The organism is Kribbella sp. NPDC043289, from assembly GCF_056436705.1.
This window is the reverse complement of record NZ_JBWKCB010000002.1, coordinates 234852-252646: the sequence shown is the minus strand read 5'-3', so window position 1 is coordinate 252646 and position 17795 is coordinate 234852. Positions and strand designations below refer to the sequence as shown.

At 69.9% G+C, this 17795-nt stretch carries 12 protein-coding genes; 8 read left to right on the top strand and 4 right to left on the bottom strand.

Translation table 11 applies throughout. From position 1 onward, the window contains the following. Positions 1 to 61: 61 nt before the first annotated feature. The gene (locus AC0662_RS13075; protein WP_478300543.1) at positions 62 to 1747 is read right to left on the bottom strand and encodes a DUF2207 domain-containing protein; all 1686 of its coding nucleotides are present in this window, start codon (positions 1745 to 1747) and stop codon (positions 62 to 64) included. Positions 1748 to 1886: 139 nt separating this feature from the next. On the opposite strand from AC0662_RS13075, the gene AC0662_RS13070 reads away from it, so the two are divergent. Both AC0662_RS13070 and AC0662_RS13065 read left to right on the top strand, forming a co-directional pair. Next, positions 1887 to 3194 carry a neutral zinc metallopeptidase gene (locus AC0662_RS13070; protein WP_478300541.1) on the top strand — a complete coding sequence of 436 codons (1308 nt, stop codon included), beginning with the start codon at positions 1887 to 1889 and terminating at the stop codon, positions 3192 to 3194. Between the two features lie 182 nt (positions 3195 to 3376). Then, the gene (locus AC0662_RS13065; RefSeq protein ID WP_478300539.1) at positions 3377 to 5668 is read left to right on the top strand and encodes a neutral zinc metallopeptidase; all 2292 of its coding nucleotides are present in this window, start codon (positions 3377 to 3379) and stop codon (positions 5666 to 5668) included. A 24-nt stretch (positions 5669 to 5692) separates the two neighbouring features. On the opposite strand, the gene AC0662_RS13060 is transcribed toward AC0662_RS13065, so the two are convergent. Next, positions 5693 to 7402 carry a DUF2207 domain-containing protein gene (locus AC0662_RS13060; RefSeq protein ID WP_478300537.1) on the bottom strand — a complete coding sequence of 570 codons (1710 nt, stop codon included), beginning with the start codon at positions 7400 to 7402 and terminating at the stop codon, positions 5693 to 5695. A 302-nt stretch (positions 7403 to 7704) separates the two neighbouring features. Here AC0662_RS13060 and AC0662_RS13055 point away from each other — a divergent pair, with 302 nt between their 5' ends. Both AC0662_RS13055 and AC0662_RS13050 read left to right on the top strand, forming a co-directional pair. Continuing rightward, entirely contained in the window at positions 7705 to 8715 is a 1011-nt protein-coding gene (locus AC0662_RS13055) for a neutral zinc metallopeptidase (RefSeq protein WP_478300536.1), read from the top strand. A 24-nt stretch (positions 8716 to 8739) separates the two neighbouring features. Beyond that, entirely contained in the window at positions 8740 to 9135 is a 396-nt protein-coding gene (locus tag AC0662_RS13050) for an FHA domain-containing protein (protein ID WP_478300534.1), read from the top strand. Here AC0662_RS13050 and AC0662_RS13045 read toward each other — a convergent pair. Further along, the gene (locus AC0662_RS13045) at positions 9132 to 10061 is read right to left on the bottom strand and encodes an AraC family transcriptional regulator (protein ID WP_478300532.1); all 930 of its coding nucleotides are present in this window, start codon (positions 10059 to 10061) and stop codon (positions 9132 to 9134) included. The two genes, AC0662_RS13050 and AC0662_RS13045, sit on opposite strands and share 4 nt — an antisense overlap. A gap of 83 nt (positions 10062 to 10144) precedes the next feature. On the opposite strand from AC0662_RS13045, the gene AC0662_RS13040 reads away from it, so the two are divergent. The 4 genes from AC0662_RS13040 (at position 10145) to AC0662_RS13025 (ending at position 16926) form a co-directional block, all read left to right on the top strand. Then, positions 10145 to 10963, top strand: a complete 819-nt coding sequence (locus tag AC0662_RS13040) for an NAD(P)H-binding protein (protein ID WP_478300530.1) — start codon at positions 10145 to 10147, stop codon at positions 10961 to 10963. Between the two features lie 64 nt (positions 10964 to 11027). Further along, a complete protein-coding gene (locus tag AC0662_RS13035) occupies positions 11028 to 14960 on the top strand; it encodes a Pls/PosA family non-ribosomal peptide synthetase (RefSeq protein ID WP_452203268.1) in 3933 nt (1310 codons plus the stop codon). Then, positions 14960 to 16258, top strand: a complete 1299-nt coding sequence (locus AC0662_RS13030) for a M1 family metallopeptidase (protein ID WP_478300528.1) — start codon at positions 14960 to 14962, stop codon at positions 16256 to 16258. Before AC0662_RS13035 ends, AC0662_RS13030 begins: the two co-directional genes overlap by 1 nt. Further along, a complete protein-coding gene (locus AC0662_RS13025; protein WP_478300526.1) occupies positions 16258 to 16926 on the top strand; it encodes a hypothetical protein in 669 nt (222 codons plus the stop codon). The genes AC0662_RS13030 and AC0662_RS13025 overlap by 1 nt, the downstream gene beginning before the upstream one ends. On the opposite strand, the gene AC0662_RS13020 is transcribed toward AC0662_RS13025, so the two are convergent. Next, a complete protein-coding gene (locus tag AC0662_RS13020) occupies positions 16923 to 17789 on the bottom strand; it encodes a LysR family transcriptional regulator (RefSeq protein ID WP_452203265.1) in 867 nt (288 codons plus the stop codon). The two genes, AC0662_RS13025 and AC0662_RS13020, sit on opposite strands and share 4 nt — an antisense overlap. Between the last annotated feature and the right edge of the window lie 6 nt (positions 17790 to 17795).

The window sequence follows — 17795 nt, the reverse complement described above, 5'->3', positions numbered from 1 at the left end:
GACAGAGCCCGCGACGCCGGGGCGGCGTGGCGGGCTCTGTCATGTCAGACCCTCGAACGGCTCAGCGGGCGAACAGCGCACCCGTCAGGTTCGTGGTGAGGTTGCGGAGCGAGTCCGGCAGGTACTGCAGGTGCCAGCCGGACGGACCGCGGTACCAGGGGAAGCCCTCGTCCGCCTCGTCCGGCGTGGTGTCGGTGGCGACCAGTGCGTCGATCCAGCGCTCCGAGCCGCCGAGTACGACGGCGTACGGCAGGGCGCGCGAGCAGAGCTCCGCGTGCTGGTCGGTCGGCAGCTCGCTGACGTCCATTTCCAGCAGCTCACCGCGGATGGCGGCGACCTGACCGAGGACGCGACCAGCGGCCGGCGCCTTGGCCGGCATGTAGCGGCCGACGACCAGCAGGCCGACACCGACCAGGGTGATCGCGATACCGAGCAGACCCCAGGTCGACAGCAGTGCCAGCAGGACGGTGGCGACGACACCGATCGCGGTGGTGGCGATACCGATCGTTGCCCAGAGCGACCGAGTGCGGTCCGGGCGCTCGCTGAACCAGCCGCGCTTGACCACACCGTCGTACAGGGCGTCCTGGACCTGCTCGAGGTTCTCGCGGACCTGCTTGCCGAGCTCGGAGACCAGCACCGAGTCGGCGTCGCCGAAGATCGCCCGGATCAGGACGTTCTCGTAGCGCTGCAGCTCCTCCGACCGGGCGTTCGAGACCCGGCGCAGCTCCCAGTCCGGGCGCGCGTACTCGGTGGTGCGCTCCAGCTCGACGATCGTGATGTGACCGCGGACGGCCAGGTCGATGATCGTCGCGGTCACGTCGACCGGGTCGATCCGCTCGTCGATCAGCGTGCCCACCTCGCCGGGCCGCAGGTCGGACGGCGGGGTGAAGTCGATCCGCGCGTCGGTCCCGAGGCTGAACAGCGACGCCGGTACGACGCGCCGCGGGTCGACCTGGTCACGGCCGCGCATCCGGTAGAGCACGAGCAGCGCGATCGCACCGAGCAGCAGCACCGCCAGCGCGGTGATCAGCTGCGCCGCGTCGGTGGAGAAGGCGCGCGCGAAGGTGTGGCGGTACTCGACGATCGAGTTCGCGGCGATCTGGCCGGCCGGGAAACCGACGGCCATCTTCACCGTGTTCCCCGGCGGCAGGTTGGTCTGCTGGAATGTCGGTCCGGACGTCTCACCGATCTGCGCCAGCGTGCAGGGGATGTTGCTGTCCATCGGGCCCGCGACACAGGAGACGTGCGACACCTCGGGGGCGCTGAAGACCACGTTCGCGCTCTGGATCGGCAAGTTGATGCCGGTCAGCGGCGCGAACCGGACCTCGGTGCCGTCCAGGGTCTTCGCCACCGCGCCCTTCACGGTGTACGTGAAGTCGAGCTCCGTCGTACCGGTGGTGACGTCCGGCACTGCGATCGACGTCACATCGCCGTCGGTCTTCAGCTCGGCCGTCTTGTCCTGGCCGCCGGCCTTGACCTGCAGGTCGCCGATCTCCTGGACGTGGTCGATGTCGTCGGGCAGGTGGTCCCGCGTGACGACGAACCGGGTGAAGGTCCCGGACACGTTGCTGAGCTTCCAGGTCTCCGACACCCGGAGCAGGCCGTCACGCTCGACCCGGACCTGACTGTCGTAGTTGGTGACCACCGGGTCGGCGGCAGCGCTGGTAGCGACTGCGCCGGCGGGGACAGCGGACAGGCCGAGCAGGCCGAGGGCACACAGGGATAGCCCGAGGAGACGTAGACGCATCGCCCAATCACACCGTAGAAAGAGGGTCAGGTTGACACCGGGCACCTTAACGTCTGTGCAGTGTCAGGCCACCAACGGGCACCTGGTCGGCCTCCCCCGCAGGGATAAGTTGAGCCTGGGCTCCGGTAGCGTCTCGGATGTGTCAGGCAACCAATGGGGCCCGCCGCCCGGCCAACCGCCCAACTCCCAGCAGCCGCCTCAGCCGTGGCAACAAGGACCTGGGTACGGCGGCCAGCCGCAGCCCGGCCGCCCGCCTGGACCGCCCCAGGGGCCACCGTTCCAAGGACCTGGCCAGCCGTTCCAAGGGCAGGGGTTCCAGGGGCAGCCGTTCCACGGGCAGCAATTCCAGGGACCTCAGTTCCAGGGGCAGGGGCGTGGGCCCGGTCAGCCGCAGTTCGGCTGGGGCGCTCCGCAGGGTGGCCAGCGGCCGCCGAAGAAGAAGGGCCGCGGCGCTGCGATCGCGGTGTTCACGCTGCTCGGTGTGCTGGTCGTCGGCGTGGTCGGGCTGAAGATCCTGTCGAACACGCTGAAACACAACGGCGACCCGTCGTACGCCGAGCCGACCACGACCTCGTCGTACAGCCCGACGACCGAGCCGACGACGGGGCCGTCCTCGAGCGGGCCCACGACCAAGCCGACGACGACGCAGTCGACCACGCAGGCGCCGCGGCCGACCACGACCCGGTCGACGACAACCACCAAGCCGACGACCAACCCGGGGCCGTCCGACAGCGACCTGGTGCTGAAGAACCGGCTGTACAAGGCCGGTGCGATGTCGCCGGTGGGCTGCAAGGAGTCGAAGACCCGCCCGAGCTCCGCGGCCGGCGCCAAGGCCAACTACAAGAACCTGGTGGGCTGCCTGAACAAGTCGTGGGCGCCGCTGGTGGCCAAGGCCGGTGGCCGGTTCCGGGCGCCGAACGTGCTGGTCTTCAGCGGCTCGGTGGAGACGCCCTGCGGGACCCACTACGACACCGCCCCGCCGTTCTTCTGTGGGACGAACGACACCATCTACATGAACCTGACCGAGGACGTCGGCAACTACAACAGGTACTCGCAGTCCTACCAGAAGGTCTGGGCGCGGATGTGGATGCTGCACCAGTTCGCCCACGAGTACGGGCACCACGTGCAGAACAACATGGGGATCCTGCAGGCGTACGCGCGGATCCGGTACGAGCGGCCGACCTACGCGAAGGAACTGGAGGACAGCCGGCGGCTCGAGCTGCAGGCGTCCTGCTTCTCGGACATCTTCATCGGCTCGAACAAGCGCACCTACCCGATCACCGGGCAGTCGCTGTTCCAGTGGCGCTGGCTGATCGCCAACACCATCGACAAGGGCCGTGACCACGGTGCACCGGCCAACCACAAGTACTGGGCGATGCGCGGGTGGGACGCCCGGAACCCGAGCGCGTGCAACACCTTCGCGTCGTCGTCGAGCAAGGTGCAGTGACGGTGGCCGGGGGCCCGGGCAGCATCTCGTTCGAGACGACTGGCCGGAGTAGCTAGCCTGGTGGGTCCCTGATCGCGCAGAGTATGTCGCGCGAGATGGTGCGCAGGATGTTTCAGGGGGAGGCGGCTTCGGGCCCCCACAAAGCGTGGAGACAGACCCAAGCAAGGTCGTGAGGAGCATCGATGTCGGACAACTGGAACCAGCCCCCGGGGAGCGACCCGGCTGATCATCAGCCGTCGCCCCCACCGGAGACCGGTCCCGGACAGGACCCGGCCGGTCCTGGTGCAGGTCAGAACGCCGGCCAGAACGCTGGTCAAACCGGTGCCGGTGACCAGGGGGCGCCCGGCAGTTGGTTCGGTGCTCGGGAGGACTCAGGTCCGCGAGGTGGTGCGGGGCAGGGGCCCGGCGACGGGCAGCCGGCCGCCTCGTGGTGGTCCGGCGACAACGAGGCCAAGCGCGAGTTCCAGAACCCGTCGCAGTCCGACGAGCCCGCCAACAACTGGTTCGACGGCGGCTGGAACCCGGTCCGCCGCGAACACCCCGACCAGCCGGTCCCCACCCAGAACCCGAACCAGCCCGGCCCGAACCAGTCGGTGCCGCCGTCGGGTCCCCAGCAGTCCGGTCCGAATCAGTCAGGTCCGGCCCAGTGGGGTTCGAACCAGTCCGGCAACTACTCCGGCCCGCCGCCCCGCTCCGGCCCCAACCAGCCCGGCCCTGCGCAGTCAGGTCCTGGCCAGTCGGGTCCGGGTCAGTCTGGTCCGGCGCAGTCGAACTCATGGCAGTCCGGTCCTACTCAGTCGGGCCCTGCGCAATCCAGCCCGTGGCAGTCGGATCCTGCCCAGTCCGGCCCAACATCGTCCGGCCCCGCACAGTCAGGTCCTGGTCAGTCCAGCCCGTGGCAGTCCGGCCCGGCGCAGTCCGGCCCCGCATCGTCCGGTCCCGCGCAGTCCGGTCCTGGTCAGTCCGGTCCTGGTCAGTCGGGCTCTTGGCAGTCCGGGCCTGCTCAGTCGGGTCCGAACCAGCAGGGTCCTGCGCAGAGCGGGCAGCAGCCGGGACAGCAGTCGTGGCAGTCCGGGCCGACGCCGCCCGGGCCGGGCCAGTCTGCTCCGCAGCGGCCGGCACCGAACCAGCCCGCGTCCGACCAGTCGGACCCCTGGGCAGGGCAGTCGTGGGGCTTGGAGACCGACTCGGCGAAGTCCGACTCCGGTCAGTCGTCCGGCTGGTCCGCCACCGGTCAGTCGGAGTCGAGCGCCTGGCAGTCCGCGCCGTCCCAGCAACCCCAGCGTCCGCAGAACGGCCCGCACTCCGAAGGCTCCTACCTGTGGGGCTCCCCAGGTCAGGGCCAGCAGCAACAATCCTCACCGTGGAGCAACGCGCTCCCACCACAGCAACAGCAACCGCAACCGCAGCAACCGCAGCAGCAGTCCGGCCCCCGCCACGCCGCGCCGGGCGGACCCGGCCAGCACGGCCCGATGGGTCAGCCCGTTCAGCAGGCGCCGACCTGGCAGTACCCGCCGATCCCGATCCCGCAGCCCCCGGGCGGCCGCCGGCGCAAGCAGAAGAAGCTGTCCCGCGGCCTGCTGATCGGCCTGGTCGTGCTCGCGGTCCTGGTGGTCGGCTCCGGTGTCACGCTGATCGTCCGCAGCGTCGGCGGCAACGACGACCCGCAGGCGAACAACAGCCCATCGGCGCCGGCCTCGGAGTCCCCGTCGCCGTCGGAGAGCCCGTCCCCGTCCCCGACCGCCCCGCGTGGACCCACGGCCGACGAGGTCGTGAAGAACAGCAAGCTGTACACGATCGGCCCGGTCGCCGCGGCCAAGTGCACGGAGCCGCCGTTCGCCCCGGTGACGGTCGCCGCGGCGCAGCAGTACTACAACCGTCTGCTGCCCTGCATGAACCACACCTGGTGGCTGGCACTGACGAAGGTCAAGCTGCCGTTCCGCAACCCCAAGGCCGTCGTGTACGTCGGCAAGACCCCTTCCCCGTGTGGCATCCAGCGCAGCGTCCGTGCGGCGTACTGCGGTGCGAACGAGACGATCTACCTCCCGTTCGCCGTCGACAACCGGTACTACAAGGCGAAGCCGGTGTACGCCCGCGCGATCATGCTGAACACGTTCGCCCACGAGTACGGGCACCACGTACAGAAGCTGAGCGGGATCCTCGCCGCGTCGATGACCCGGCAGGCGACGCTGACGCCGAACCAGAAGCTCACCGAGAGCCGCCGCCGGGAGCTGCAGGCGACCTGCCTGGGCGCCGCCTACCTGGGCGCGAACGCGGCCGCCATCCCGATGAACGGCCCGCTGCTGGTCAACTGGAAGTTCCTGATCGCGCACTCCGGTGACGACTACGCCCGGCCGCGTGTGCACGATCACGGCAACCGGGTGAGCAACTACCAGTGGTCGATCACCGGCTTCAACGGCAAGAAGCCGGACTCCTGCAACACCTTCACCGCGGCCGACGTCCGGGTGAACTAGACCGCGGGGCTGGCCCGCCGCCCGTCAGCCGAAGAGGCGACGGGCGGTGGTCAGCGAACCGCCGAAGGCGGTCACGAAGTTGCTGAGCGACTCCCCGATGTCGGACAGGTGCCAGTTCTCCGGACCGGAGTACCAGCCGATGCCCGCGTCGGGGTCGTCGTCGTCATCGGTCGCCGCGATCTCGAGCGCCCACTTCTCGGTCAGCCCGAGCACAGCGGCGTACGGCAGGCAGCGGGACGCGAACTCGAGCCGGTGGCTCTCCGGCAGGTCGGCCGAGGACTCGTTCGCCAGGTAGTGCTGCAGACCGGCCACTCGGCCCAGCACGGTGGCACCGCGTGCGGTCCGCGCCGGTGCGGCCTGGCCGACGAGTGCGAGCACCAGTCCGGCCGCCATCACGGCGAAACCGACCAGAGCGAACTTGCTGACGATCGCCAGCACCACAGTCAGTACGACGCCTGCGCCGAGCAGCACCAGACCCGCAGTGGTCCAGCGGTTCCGGTCGGCGTCCGGACGGCTCTTGAACCAGCCCTGCGTGACCACGTCGGCGTACAGCTGCTCGCGGACCAGGTTGAGGCGCGGGCGCAGCGACGGGCCGAGCCCGGAGACCAGCACGGTGTCGCCGTCCGCGAACACGGCGTCCAGCAAGGCCTTCTCGTAGGCCAGCAGCTCCGGTCCGCCCGGGTGCAGCCGCTGCAGCTCCCAGTCCAGTCTGCCAAAGTGCGACTCCCGGGGCTGCTCGACGATCGTCAGGTAGTTGCGCACGGCAAGGTCCAGCAGGGTGGCGGTGATGTCGACGACGTCGGCCGACTCGTCGACCACCGTGCCGACCTGGCCCGGCCGGATGCCGTCCGGCGCCGCGAACTGCGGCCCGTCGGTGCCGTCCAGCACCGGGCGCTCCGGCCCACCGTCGTGGACCTTCGCCGCGTCCCGCCCGCGGAAGAACCACAGCCCGACCGCACCTAGCAGCCCGATCCCGAAGACGATCACGGCCAGACCGACGGTGCTCGAGTCGACCGTGAACGCCCGGCCGAGCGACCAGCGGTCCGCGAACTTCGCGTTCGGCTGCACCGTGGCCTGGTCGCTCAGCCCGGTCAGGAACGTCACCCGGCCACCAGCGGGTACGCCGTTCTGCTGGATCTCCAGCGCCGCCGACTCGGCCAGCTGCGACGACGTACACGGCATGCTCGAACCGGTCCGGCCGGCGAAGCAGGTCACCCAGGTCGCGAACGGGACGCTGATGCTCAGGTCGGCCTTCGGGATCGACACACCGAAGCCCTGGACCACTGGCCAGCTCACCTCACGGCCCTCGATCGAGTCGGCGACCACGTTGTCCACGGTGTAGCTGTAGACGATCTTCGACTGGCCGGACACGTTCAGCGTCAGCTTGCGGCCGTCGTCGGTGCTCTGGTTCTGGAAGCCCTGCGCGGGCTGGCCGTTCACCGTCGCGGACACGTCCTTCAGGTCGTACGTGCGGTCGCGCTCGGAGTCGGACCGGACCCGGGTGGCCAGCGTCCGGCTGAACGTCGTACCGCCGGCGGTCAGGTCGACGGTCTCCTTGACCTGCAGCGCACCGTCCTTGGTGAGCGTCGCGTCCGCGGTGTACGCCGTGATCTGGTCGTCGGCCTGGCCGGCCGCCTGCGCGGAGAGCGGGCTGAGGGCAACGAACAGGGCGGCGACCGGGGCGGTCAGGGACATCAGCAGGGCAGCCGGAAGGAGGCGGCGCTTCGGTGACATGGGTCGAGAGTAGTCTCGTGCCGGTTCGCCCTGCGAACTCGACCGACCGCGTGACCGACGAGCATGGAGGCCAAGCTGTGAGCAGCCCGTATGGCTACGGCGGCCCGCCGCAGGGGCAACCACAGCGCCAACCGCAGGGCCAATCACTGGGCCAGCCACAGGGTCGCCCGCTCGGCCCGCCGCCCGGCGTCCTGCCACCGCCGCAGTCCGCTCCGTGGCCTCCGCAGCAGGGCCAGTTCCCGCCGCGCCCGGGCCAGTTCCAAGGCCCTCCGATGCAGGGCCCGCCGATGCAAGGTCCCCCGATGCAGGGCGGCCCAATGCAAGGCGGTCCGATGCAAGGCCCGCCGTACGGCGGTCAGTGGGGGCAGCCGTACTACGGCGGCCCGGGCCACTTCAACGGGTTCCAGCCACCACGCCGGCGCGGTGGGCCGCTCCGGCTGATCCTGCTCGGCTTCGTGCTGCTGATCTTCATCGGTGTGTCGGTCGCGGTGCTGGCCACCGTCCTCGGCGGCAGCAGCAGCCAGGACACAGCGGAGCCCGGAGTGACCGGCCCGTCGATCGTGCCGACCCCGTCGACCAACCCCGAGAAGGGCTCGGCCGAGGACTACCTGCTGAACGCGGACGTCTACCGCACCGGCCCGCTCACCGAGGAGAACTGCCCAGCGGCGAACCTCGGTGACGGCAGCCTGGCGGTACAGAAGGTCTACTACCAGCGCCTCTTCAAGTGCCTGAACGACGCCTGGCGCCCGGTCTTCCACGAAGTCGGGCAGGACAAGCCGGACCCGGGCCTGGTGGTGTTCGACAAGCCGGTCACGACCGCCTGCGGCAACTTCCAGCCGCTGTCCGGCCGCGTGCTGGCGTTCTACTGCTACGGCAACCAGGTGATGTACGTCGACGTGAAGCAGATGAACCGTGCGTTCGGTCCGAAGCAGGACCTGGCGTACCTGATGACGATCGCGCACGAGTACGGCCACCACGTGCAGGGCGTCACCGGTCTGTTCTACGCGCGTGCGGCGTACCTGCAGGACCACCCGGACCAGAAGCTGGAGAGTTCGCGGCGGAACGAGCTGCAGGCCTCCTGCTTCGGCGGAGTGTTCAGCAAGGCCGTCGAGAAGTCGTATCCGTTGACGGATCGGCTGGCTGAGTTCAAGGAGCAGTCCAGCAACAGCTTCGGTGAGTCAGCGGACACCCCGGAAGACGAACGCACGCACGGTCTGGCGACCAGCCAGGGCTTCTGGATCCAGAACGGCTTCAACATCGGCGCCAACAAGGCCTGTGACACGTTCGCGGTATCCGCGGACCTGGTGAAGTGACCGACCGGCCGGCGAAGGTCTGAGATGGACGCGATCCATAAACTCCCGCAGGAGCAGGCCAGCCTGGCCCAAGGGGTGCCTGACGCCCAGCCTGGCACGCTGTTGGTGCTGACCGCAGGCGGTGGCGTTTCCGTCGACCCAGGACCGCACCGCACCATTCTGTTCGGGCGAAACCGCCCTGAGGTTCACGTCTGCGTCGGCGAGGACGATGCGCGGGTCAGCCGGATGCACGGGGCGATCAGCTACCGGTCCGACCAGTGGTGGCTCGCAGTGACCGGCCGCCTGCCGCTCCGCTCCTCACGGAAGCAGAAGCTGTTCGCAGGCGAGGACCCGACGCCACTGGAGCCCGGCTACACCCAACTATTCGTCCCAGGCTCCAACGACCGCGAACACCTGCTCGAGGTGTACGTCGTCGCCTAGCCCTGGTCATTTCGCCAGGTGGTAGGTGGTTGGTGGTGGACTCGTTTGAAGGCGACTGTGAAGGCGAAGGGGTCTTCGTAGCCGACCTGGTGGGCGACTGTGGCGATGGTGGCGGTTGTGGTGCGGAGGAGGTCGGCGGCGAGGGTCATGCGCCAGGCGGTCAGGTAGGTCAGGGGTGGCTGGCCTACGTGGGTGGTGAAGCGGGCGGCGAAGGTGGCGCGGGAGAGGCCGACCTTGGAGGCCAGTTCTGCGACTGACCACCGATGTGCGGGGTCCTCGTGGATCAGACGGAGCGCATCGCCCACTCCGGCAGTAGTCAGGGCTTCGTACCAGGACGGGAGCTTCGCCTCGGGGCTCGCGCACCACGCGCGGAGTGCGAGGACCAGTACGAAGTCGAGGAGCCTCCGCAGTACGGCGTCCTGCCCGGGCTCCTCGCGTGCGACCTCGGTGGTGAGGAGGTCGAGCGCTGGACGGGTCTGCGGTGTAGCGGACACGACGGCGACCGGCGGCAGCAGCGCCAGGACACGCTGCCCGACCGCACCACGTAGGTCGTACGCACCTCGCACCATCGTCGTCGCCCCGGGCAGTCCGTCGCCGTACGTCCGCGGCGCCAGGAACTCATGCCACTCCACCAGCTCACCATCAACCGTAAGCTTCCGCCCACCGCGAATGACGTAGTACGGCGGCGTCTCCGGACTGTCCGCGATCGTGTAGCTGTCGACGCCGGTGATCAGCGCGATTTCACCAGCCGCAAGTGTCCGTACGTCGTCACTCAGTCGAAGGCACGCGCTACCACCGAGCGTCGCGACGACCGATAGCGACGGTACGTCGGCGTACGTCACCGACCACGGCGCGGTGGCGATCATCTGCCGGACCACCGCGTCCTTCGCCTGCGCTCGCTGCAGCAGGTCGCTCAGCACGTCCACACGCCTGAGGTTAGACGATCACAAAGGCATCGGCGACGATCTCCCATGGATCCGTCCAGTCCTGCGGTCGTTGACTGGACTCCATGCACAACTACCTGGTCCTCGGCGGCACCGGCACCACAGGTCGCCGCGTCGCCGACCTCCTCCGTTCAACCGGCCACTCCGTCCGTACGGCGTCCCGCGCCGGAAGCGACGTACCGCTGGATCTCGACGACCCCGCGACCTGGCAGCCGGCACTGACCGGCATCACCGCCGTCTACCTGATGGAACCCACCGTCCGCCCCGGCGACCGGCTGGCCCGCTTCACCGAGACAGCCCTCACCTCCGGGGTACGCCGCCTTGTACTGCTGTCTGCTGCCCGCGCCGCCGACCCCGCGCACCCTCTGCACTCCGTCGAGCAGACCGTGCGCGGTTCGAACGCCGCGTGGACGATCCTGCACCCCGACTGGTTCGCGCAGAACTTCAGCGAAGGCGCGTGGCGCTCGGCCGTCCACAGCGGGGTCCTCGCTCTTCCCGCCGGCGACGGCCGCACTCCGTTCATCGACGTGGACGACATCGCCGCCGTAGCCGCCGGGGCCCTCACGACGTCCAACCACGACGGCAAGACCTATGAACTGACCGGCCCCGAAGCCATCACCTTCGCCGAAGCAACCAACCACATCAGCGAGGCAAGCGGTCGCCACGTCGAGTACGTCGCCATGGAACCCGCCGACTACACCGAACAGCACGTGGCTCAAGGAGCTCCACGATCCGGCGCCGAGTTGCTCACCAGCATCCTCGTCTCGATCGCCAACGGTCAGGCCGCTGAACCGACCGGCGACGTCGAACAGGCACTCGGCCGCCCCGCCCGCTCCTTCAAGACGTTCGCACACGCTGCGCGATGGGAGGCTGCAATCGGTTGATGGACGGACCCACTTGTTCGTTTCGGGTTATCGAACTGGTAACTGAGCGGCGTATTATCCGGCCGTGACGTTGCGACGCGGGGAGTGGGCGACGGCCGCGCGAACGCTGGTTGATGTGCTGGGGGAAACAGCCACCAAGTACGCCGACGAGCCGGCGCTCGACGACGGCAGCGTCAGCCTGAGCTATCGCGAACTGCTGGACCAGACGACGAAGTTCGCGCACCGGCTGACCGCGTCCGGGATCGGCCCGGGCGACCGGGTCGGCATCCGGATCTCGTCGGGGCACAACGATCTGTACATCGCGATCCTCGGCACCTTGCAGGCGGGAGCGGCGTACGTCCCGGTCGACGCCGACGACCCGGAGGAGCGCGCCGAGCTGGTCTTCGGCGAGGCAGCGGTGGCGGCGACCGTCGGTGACGAACTCGCGCTGACGATCACCCGCCCGCAGCAGCCGCCGATCACTGACAACGAAGCCGCCAACGGCGCCTTCGACTACCCGTACTCCGCCCGCATGGACTCCTCCGGTACGCCGGTCTCCCCGCGTGGCACGTCCGGCCCGGAGACCACCGACGACGCCTGGATCATCTTCACCTCGGGCTCGACCGGCGTACCGAAGGGTGTCGCCGTCACGCACCGCTCGGCCGCGGCGTTCGTCGACGCCGAGGCGCGCCTGTTCCTGCAGCACGAGCCGATCGGCCCGGACGACCGGGTGCTCGCCGGTCTGTCGGTCGCGTTCGACGCGTCCTGCGAGGAGATGTGGCTGGCCTGGCGGCACGGCGCCTGCCTGGTCCCGGCGCCGCGCTCACTGGTCCGTACCGGCATGGACCTCGGTCCGTGGTTGGTTGCCCAGGGCATCACAATTGTCTCGACCGTCCCGACGCTGGCCGCGCTCTGGCCGGCGGACGCGCTCGACCAGGTTCGGCTGCTGATCTTCGGCGGCGAGGCCTGCCCGCCCGAGCTGGCCGAGCGGCTCGCCGTCGACGGCCGCGAGGTGTGGAACACCTACGGTCCGACCGAGGCGACCGTCGTCGCCTGCGCGGCGCAGCTCACCGGCGAAGGACCGGTCCGGATCGGCCTTCCGCTGGACGGCTGGGACCTCGCCGTTGTAGATGCTGCAGGCAACGAAGTCGCCACCGGCGAGATCGGTGAGCTGATCATCGGCGGCGTCGGCCTGGCCCGGTACCTGGACCCGGTCAAGGACGCCGAGAAGTTCGCGCCGATGCCGACGCTGGGCTGGGAACGCGCGTACCGCAGCGGCGACCTGGTCAGGTCCGACCCGTTGGGCCTGCTGTTCCAGGGCCGCGCCGACGAGCAGGTCAAACTCGGTGGCCGCCGGATCGAGCTCGGCGAGGTCGACGCCGCCCTCCAGGCCCTCCCGGGGGTCACCGGCGCCGCAGCCGCCGTACGCAACAGTGCCGCGGGTAATCAGCTTCTCGTCGGGTACGTCGTACCGGATGAGCCGGCCGGCTTCGACACCGCGAAGGCCACCGAGCGGCTCCGCGAGGGCCTGCCCGCAGCCCTCGTACCGCTGCTCGCGATCGTCGACACCCTGCCGACCAGAACATCCGGCAAGGTCGACCGCAACGCGCTGCCGTGGCCGCTGCCGGGGATGGACAGCGACGCCCCGGCCGCCGAGCTCAGTGGCACTGCGGGCTGGCTGGCCGAGCGCTGGACGAAGGTCCTCGGCGCCAAGGTCACCGGAGCGGACAACGACTTCTTCCTGCACGGCGGCGGCAGCCTCGCCGCGGCCCAACTCGTCTCGGCCCTCCGCGAGCGGTACCCCGAGGTCACCGTCGGCGATATCTACGAGTACCCGCGGCTCGGCGCGCTCGCCGAGCGGCTCGACGACTTCCGCCCGGCCGCGATGGAGCCGGTGGAGATCCGCGACATCCGGCCGACGCCACGCAGTACCCAACTGCTGCAGACCGCGCTGACGCTGATCCTGCAGACCGTCGTCGGCGTCCGCTGGCTGGTCTATCTGTTCACGCTGAACAACCTGCTCGCCGAGCTGGTCGACCCGCTGCCCTGGGCGCGGACCGTGTCGTGGTGGTGGATCCTGGCCGGCTGGCTGCTCCTGATCAGCCCGGCGGGCCGGATGGGTATCGCCGTCATCGGCGCCCGCATCCTGCTCCGCGGCCTCAAGCCCGGCACGTATCCACGCGGCGGCAACGTCCACGTCCGGCTCTGGGCAGCCGAGAACCTCGCCGACGCGGCCGGCGCCGCCAACCTCGCGGGCGCACCGTGGATCGCGTACTACGCCCGCGCGCTCGGCGCGAAGGTCGGCCGCGGCGTCGACCTGCACACGCTCCCGCCGGTCACCGGCATGCTCACCATGGGCCGCGGCGCCTCGATCGAACCCGAGGTCGACCTGGCCGGCTACTGGATCGACGGCGACCGGTTGCACGTCGGCTCGATCACCGTCGGCGCCGAGGCGGTCGTCGGCTCCCGGAGCACGCTGCTGCCCGGGACGGAGATCGGCCGGAACGCCGAGATCATGGCCGGCTCCGCGGTTTCCGGCAAGGTCCCCGAGAGCGAGCGCTGGTCCGGCTCCCCCGCGGCCCGGATCGGCCGCGCGCGGCACCCGTGGCCCGAGAACCGTCCGGCCCGGGCGCCCTGGTGGGTAGCGGCGTACGGCGCCCAGTCCGCACTGATGTCACTCATTCCGGTCGCCGGCGCGGCTGCGGCCTTCATCGTCCTCGGCCAGGCTCTGCGGGGCACCCAGACACTCGGTGACGCCGCGCTGAAGGCGCTGACCGCGATCCCGCTGATGACGCTGGTCGGCTTCGCGACGATCGCCGTCCTCACGCTGCTCGGCGTCCGGCTGCTCGGGATCGGTATCAAGCCCGGCCACCACCCGGTCCGGAGCCGGATCGGGTGGCAGGTCTGGGCGACCGAGCGGCTGCTCGACTCGGCCCGCACGCTGCTCTTCCCGCTGTACGCGAGCCTGCTGACGCCGTGGTGGCTGCGGGCGCTCGGCGCGAAGATCGGCCGCGATGTCGAGGCGTCGACCGTGCTGTTGCTGCCGAAGATGACGACGGTCGGCGAGGGCGCGTTCCTGGCCGACGACACGATGATCGCGTCATACGAACTCGGTGGCGGCTGGCTGCACGTGGCCGGCGCGAAGGTCGGCAAGCGCGCCTTCCTCGGCAACTCCGGGATGACCGCCCCTGGCCGTTCGGTCCCGAAGAACGGCCTGGTCGCCGTCCTGTCCGCGGCCCCGAAGAAGTCCAAGGCCGGTACGTCGTGGCTCGGGTCGCCGCCGGTGAAACTGCGCCGCCAGGCCGTCTCCGGTGACCAGAGCCGGACCTTCAACCCGCCGTTCAAGCTCAAGGTCTTGCGCGCCTTGGTCGAGCTGTGCCGGTTCGTGCCGATGATGTGCACGGTCCTGATCGCGCTCGGCGTGCTGTTCGCGCTGCAGGCGCTCGACATCTGGCTCGGCCCGGTGCCGGCCCTGCTGCTGTCCGGAGCGGTGATCCTGGCCGCCGGAGCGGTCGCGGGCGGGCTGGCAACGGTCGCCAAGTGGGCGATCGTCGGCCGCACCCGCGCGGTCGAGTACCCGCTGTGGAGCTCGTTCGTCTGGCGCAACGAGGTCGTCGACAGCTTCGTCGAACTGGTCGCCGCCCCCTGGTTCGCGAACGCCGCCGCCGGTACGCCGGTGCTCAACCTGTGGCTCAGGTCACTCGGGGCCAGGATCGGCAAGGGTGTCTGGTGCGAAACGTACTGGTTGCCGGAGGCGGATCTGGTCACCCTGGGCGACGGCGCCACGGTGAATCGCGGTTGCGTGCTGCAGACGCACCTTTTTCATGATCGAGTTCTCTCCATGAACACAGTCACCTTCGGGCCCGGAGCGACCCTCGGGCCCCACGGAATCGTCCTGCCGGCCGCCGCCGTCGGCGCCGGAGCTACCATCGGGCCGGTGTCGCTCGTGATGCGTGGTGAAGGTGTGCCGGCCGGGACGCGCTGGGCAGGGAACCCGATCGGTCCCTGGCAGGGCTGATGGTTGACCCGTATGTGCCCACCCATGGAAACACCGGCTACACGGTCGAGTCGTACGATCTCGAGCTCGACTACCGGGTCAACAGCAACCGGCTGAGCGGCAAGGCGACGATCACCGCCTTCGCCACCGAGGCGCTGTCCCGGTTCAGCCTCGACCTGAACGGCCTGCGGGTGACGAAGGTGTCGGTGAACGGCCGCCGCCCGCGCCGCTACAGCCACCGCTCGGGCAAGCTCTACATCACCGCGGACATCCCGGACGGTTCGGAGTTCTCGGTCGACGTCCAGTACAACGGGAACCCGAGGCCCGAGGACAGCCCGTGGGGCGAGCTCGGCTGGGAAGAGCTCACCGAGGGCGTGATCGTCGCCAGCCAGCCGAGCGGCGCGGCCACCTGGTTCCCGTGCAACGACGAGCCCGGCGACAAGGCGCACTACCGGATCGCGATCACCACCGACTCGCCGTACCAGGTGGTCGCGAACGGGCGGCTGGTGTCGCGCCGGGTGAAGGCGAGCCGCACGACCTGGGTGTTCGACCAGGCCGCGCCGATGGCGACGTACCTCGCGACCGTGCAGATCGGGCGGTACGACGAGGTTGACGTGGCGACCTCGCCGGTGACGATCCGGGGCGTTCTCCCGGGCGCGCAGATCCGCGCGTTCCGGCACGACTTCGGGCGTCAGCAGGACATGATGAAGCTGTTCTGCCGGCTGTTCGGGCCGTACCCGTTCGGTGGCTACACGGTCGTCGTCACCGACGACCCGCTGGAGATTCCGCTGGAGGCGCAGGGCATCTCGGTGTTCGGCAGCAACCACGTCGACGGTCGGCGCGGGTCGGAGCGGCTGGTCGCGCACGAGCTGGCGCACCAGTGGTTCGGCAACAGCCTGACCCCGGCGCACTGGCAGCACATCTGGCTCAACGAGGGTTTCGCCTGCTACTCCGAGTGGCTGTGGTCGGAGCATTCCGGCGGCCTCACCGCCGACCAGCAGGCGACCAAGGCACACACCCGGCTGCGCGGCCTCCAGCAGGACCTGCTGCTGTCGGATCCCGGTCCGGAGCTGATGTTCGACGACCGGCTCTACAAGCGCGGCGCGATCACCCTGCACGTCCTGCGGAGGCATCTCGGCGACGACGCGTTCTTCGAGCTGCTGCGGACCTGGACCAGGAACCATCGCCACGGCTCGGTCACGACGGCGGAGTTCATCGCACTGGCCACCGTGTTCAGCCCCGACGAGGACGCGCTCCGGCACCTGTTCGCCGCCTGGCTGGACTCCTACGAGCTGCCGCCACTTCCCCGGCGGCGCTGATGAAGTACGTGCCGCTGGAGTTCTTCCTCGGAGTCGCGGCGATCCTCGCGATCGCGATCGTCGCCGGGAAGCCACTCCGGCGGCGCGGGTCCCCGCACGGGCCGATGTGGCGCTACATCGCGTTCGGTACGTCGTTGTTCGTGGTCGCCGGTCTGCTCGCCACGTTCCCGCCACACTCGGTCGTGACCGCGGTACTGGTGATGGTCCTCGGCGCCGCGTTCTTCACCTTCGGCATCGCGATCCTCGGCGGCGGGTACTACGGCTACTTCGGCGCGCTCGCCAGCGGACTGGCCGCCGTACCGTTCTTCATGACGCCGACGCCGGTCGGGCTCGCGAAGGTCGGCCAGACGCTCACCTGCACGGTGCGCGACTACCACTCCTACGGCGTCTCGGACTTCACGGTGGACTGCCCGAACGGCCGGCACTACGACTTCACCACCGATCGTCTGCATCAGTTCCCGGGCGGCCGGGCGCAGGTGATCGTCGACCCGCACGACATCCTGAAGGCACAGTTCGTCGGCCAGGCCCACGCGAAGGTCGACCTGGTCGCGGGCATCCTCTGCCTGCTCGGTGCGGCGGCCATCGTGGTCGCCGCGGCCCGGCACCGACGCAAGCTCGGCAGGCAGGTCAAGCAGGTCGTCAATCCCGGGTTCTCCTCGGGCCCTTAGCCCGAACGGGCCACCTCGACCGCGGCCTTCACGAACCGTTCCGTCAGCGGTGTCCTGGTCGCCCACGCGGCCCCGGTCCACCAGGTCGCCGCGCGCCCCGGCAGCGGGACCAGCCGGATCTCGGGCGGCGCGATCCGTTCGGCCGACTGCGGTACGACGGCCGGCCCGGCACCCGCCGCGGTCAGGGCGAGCACGGTCTGCAGGTCGTCGGCCTCCTGAAGTACTTGCGGGTGGCAACCGAGTTCGGCGTACAGGCTGTTGATCTGCGCGGTCAGCCCCGGCCCGCGTCGCGGGGTCAGGCGGATCAGCGGCCGCGCGTCGATCCAGCCGACCAGGTCCCGCGGCAGCCCCTGATCAGCCGGTACGGCGAGCGCCAGACGGTCCCGCCGCAACCGAAGGTGCTCGAGCCCGGCGGGGACCGGGAGCCGCACGAACCCGATCTGCAGACTGCCGGCCAGCAGCCGCTCGAACTGCACCGATGACGGCAGGTCCGTCAGCGAGATCGTCACTCTCGGCCATCGGCTGCGGAACAGCGCCACCGCCCGGGGCGCCAGCTCGATCCCGGACAGCCCGAACCCGATCGCCAGCGATCCTTCCGCCCCGGACGCCACCTGCGCGGCCCGCCGTTCGAAGGCCTCGGACCGGGCGAGCAACTCCAGAGCGTCAGCAAGCAGCAGCTCTCCCGCCGGGGTCAGCCGGGCACCGTTGCGGCCCCGGCTGAACAGCACCGCGCCGAGCCGGCGCTCCAGTACCTGGATCTGTTTGGTCAGCGCCGGCTGACTGGTCGACAGCTCCGCCGCCGCGGCGCCGAAGTTCCGCAGTCTGGCCACCGTGACGAACGCCCGCAGCAGACGGAGATCCATAACCCC

Coding starts and splice junctions, on each gene's coding strand:
- AC0662_RS13075 (WP_478300543.1), bottom strand. CDS start 1,747: ATGCGTCTACGTCTCCTCGGGCTATCCCTGTGTGCCCTCGGCCTGCTC.
- AC0662_RS13055 (WP_478300536.1), top strand. CDS start 7,705: ATGCAGGGCGGCCCAATGCAAGGCGGTCCGATGCAAGGCCCGCCGTAC.
- AC0662_RS13060 (WP_478300537.1), bottom strand. CDS start 7,402: ATGTCACCGAAGCGCCGCCTCCTTCCGGCTGCCCTGCTGATGTCCCTG.
- AC0662_RS13030 (WP_478300528.1), top strand. CDS start 14,960: ATGGTTGACCCGTATGTGCCCACCCATGGAAACACCGGCTACACGGTC.
- AC0662_RS13025 (WP_478300526.1), top strand. CDS start 16,258: ATGAAGTACGTGCCGCTGGAGTTCTTCCTCGGAGTCGCGGCGATCCTC.
- AC0662_RS13020 (WP_452203265.1), bottom strand. CDS start 17,789: ATGGATCTCCGTCTGCTGCGGGCGTTCGTCACGGTGGCCAGACTGCGG.
- AC0662_RS13040 (WP_478300530.1), top strand. CDS start 10,145: ATGCACAACTACCTGGTCCTCGGCGGCACCGGCACCACAGGTCGCCGC.
- AC0662_RS13065 (WP_478300539.1), top strand. CDS start 3,377: ATGTCGGACAACTGGAACCAGCCCCCGGGGAGCGACCCGGCTGATCAT.
- AC0662_RS13050 (WP_478300534.1), top strand. CDS start 8,740: ATGGACGCGATCCATAAACTCCCGCAGGAGCAGGCCAGCCTGGCCCAA.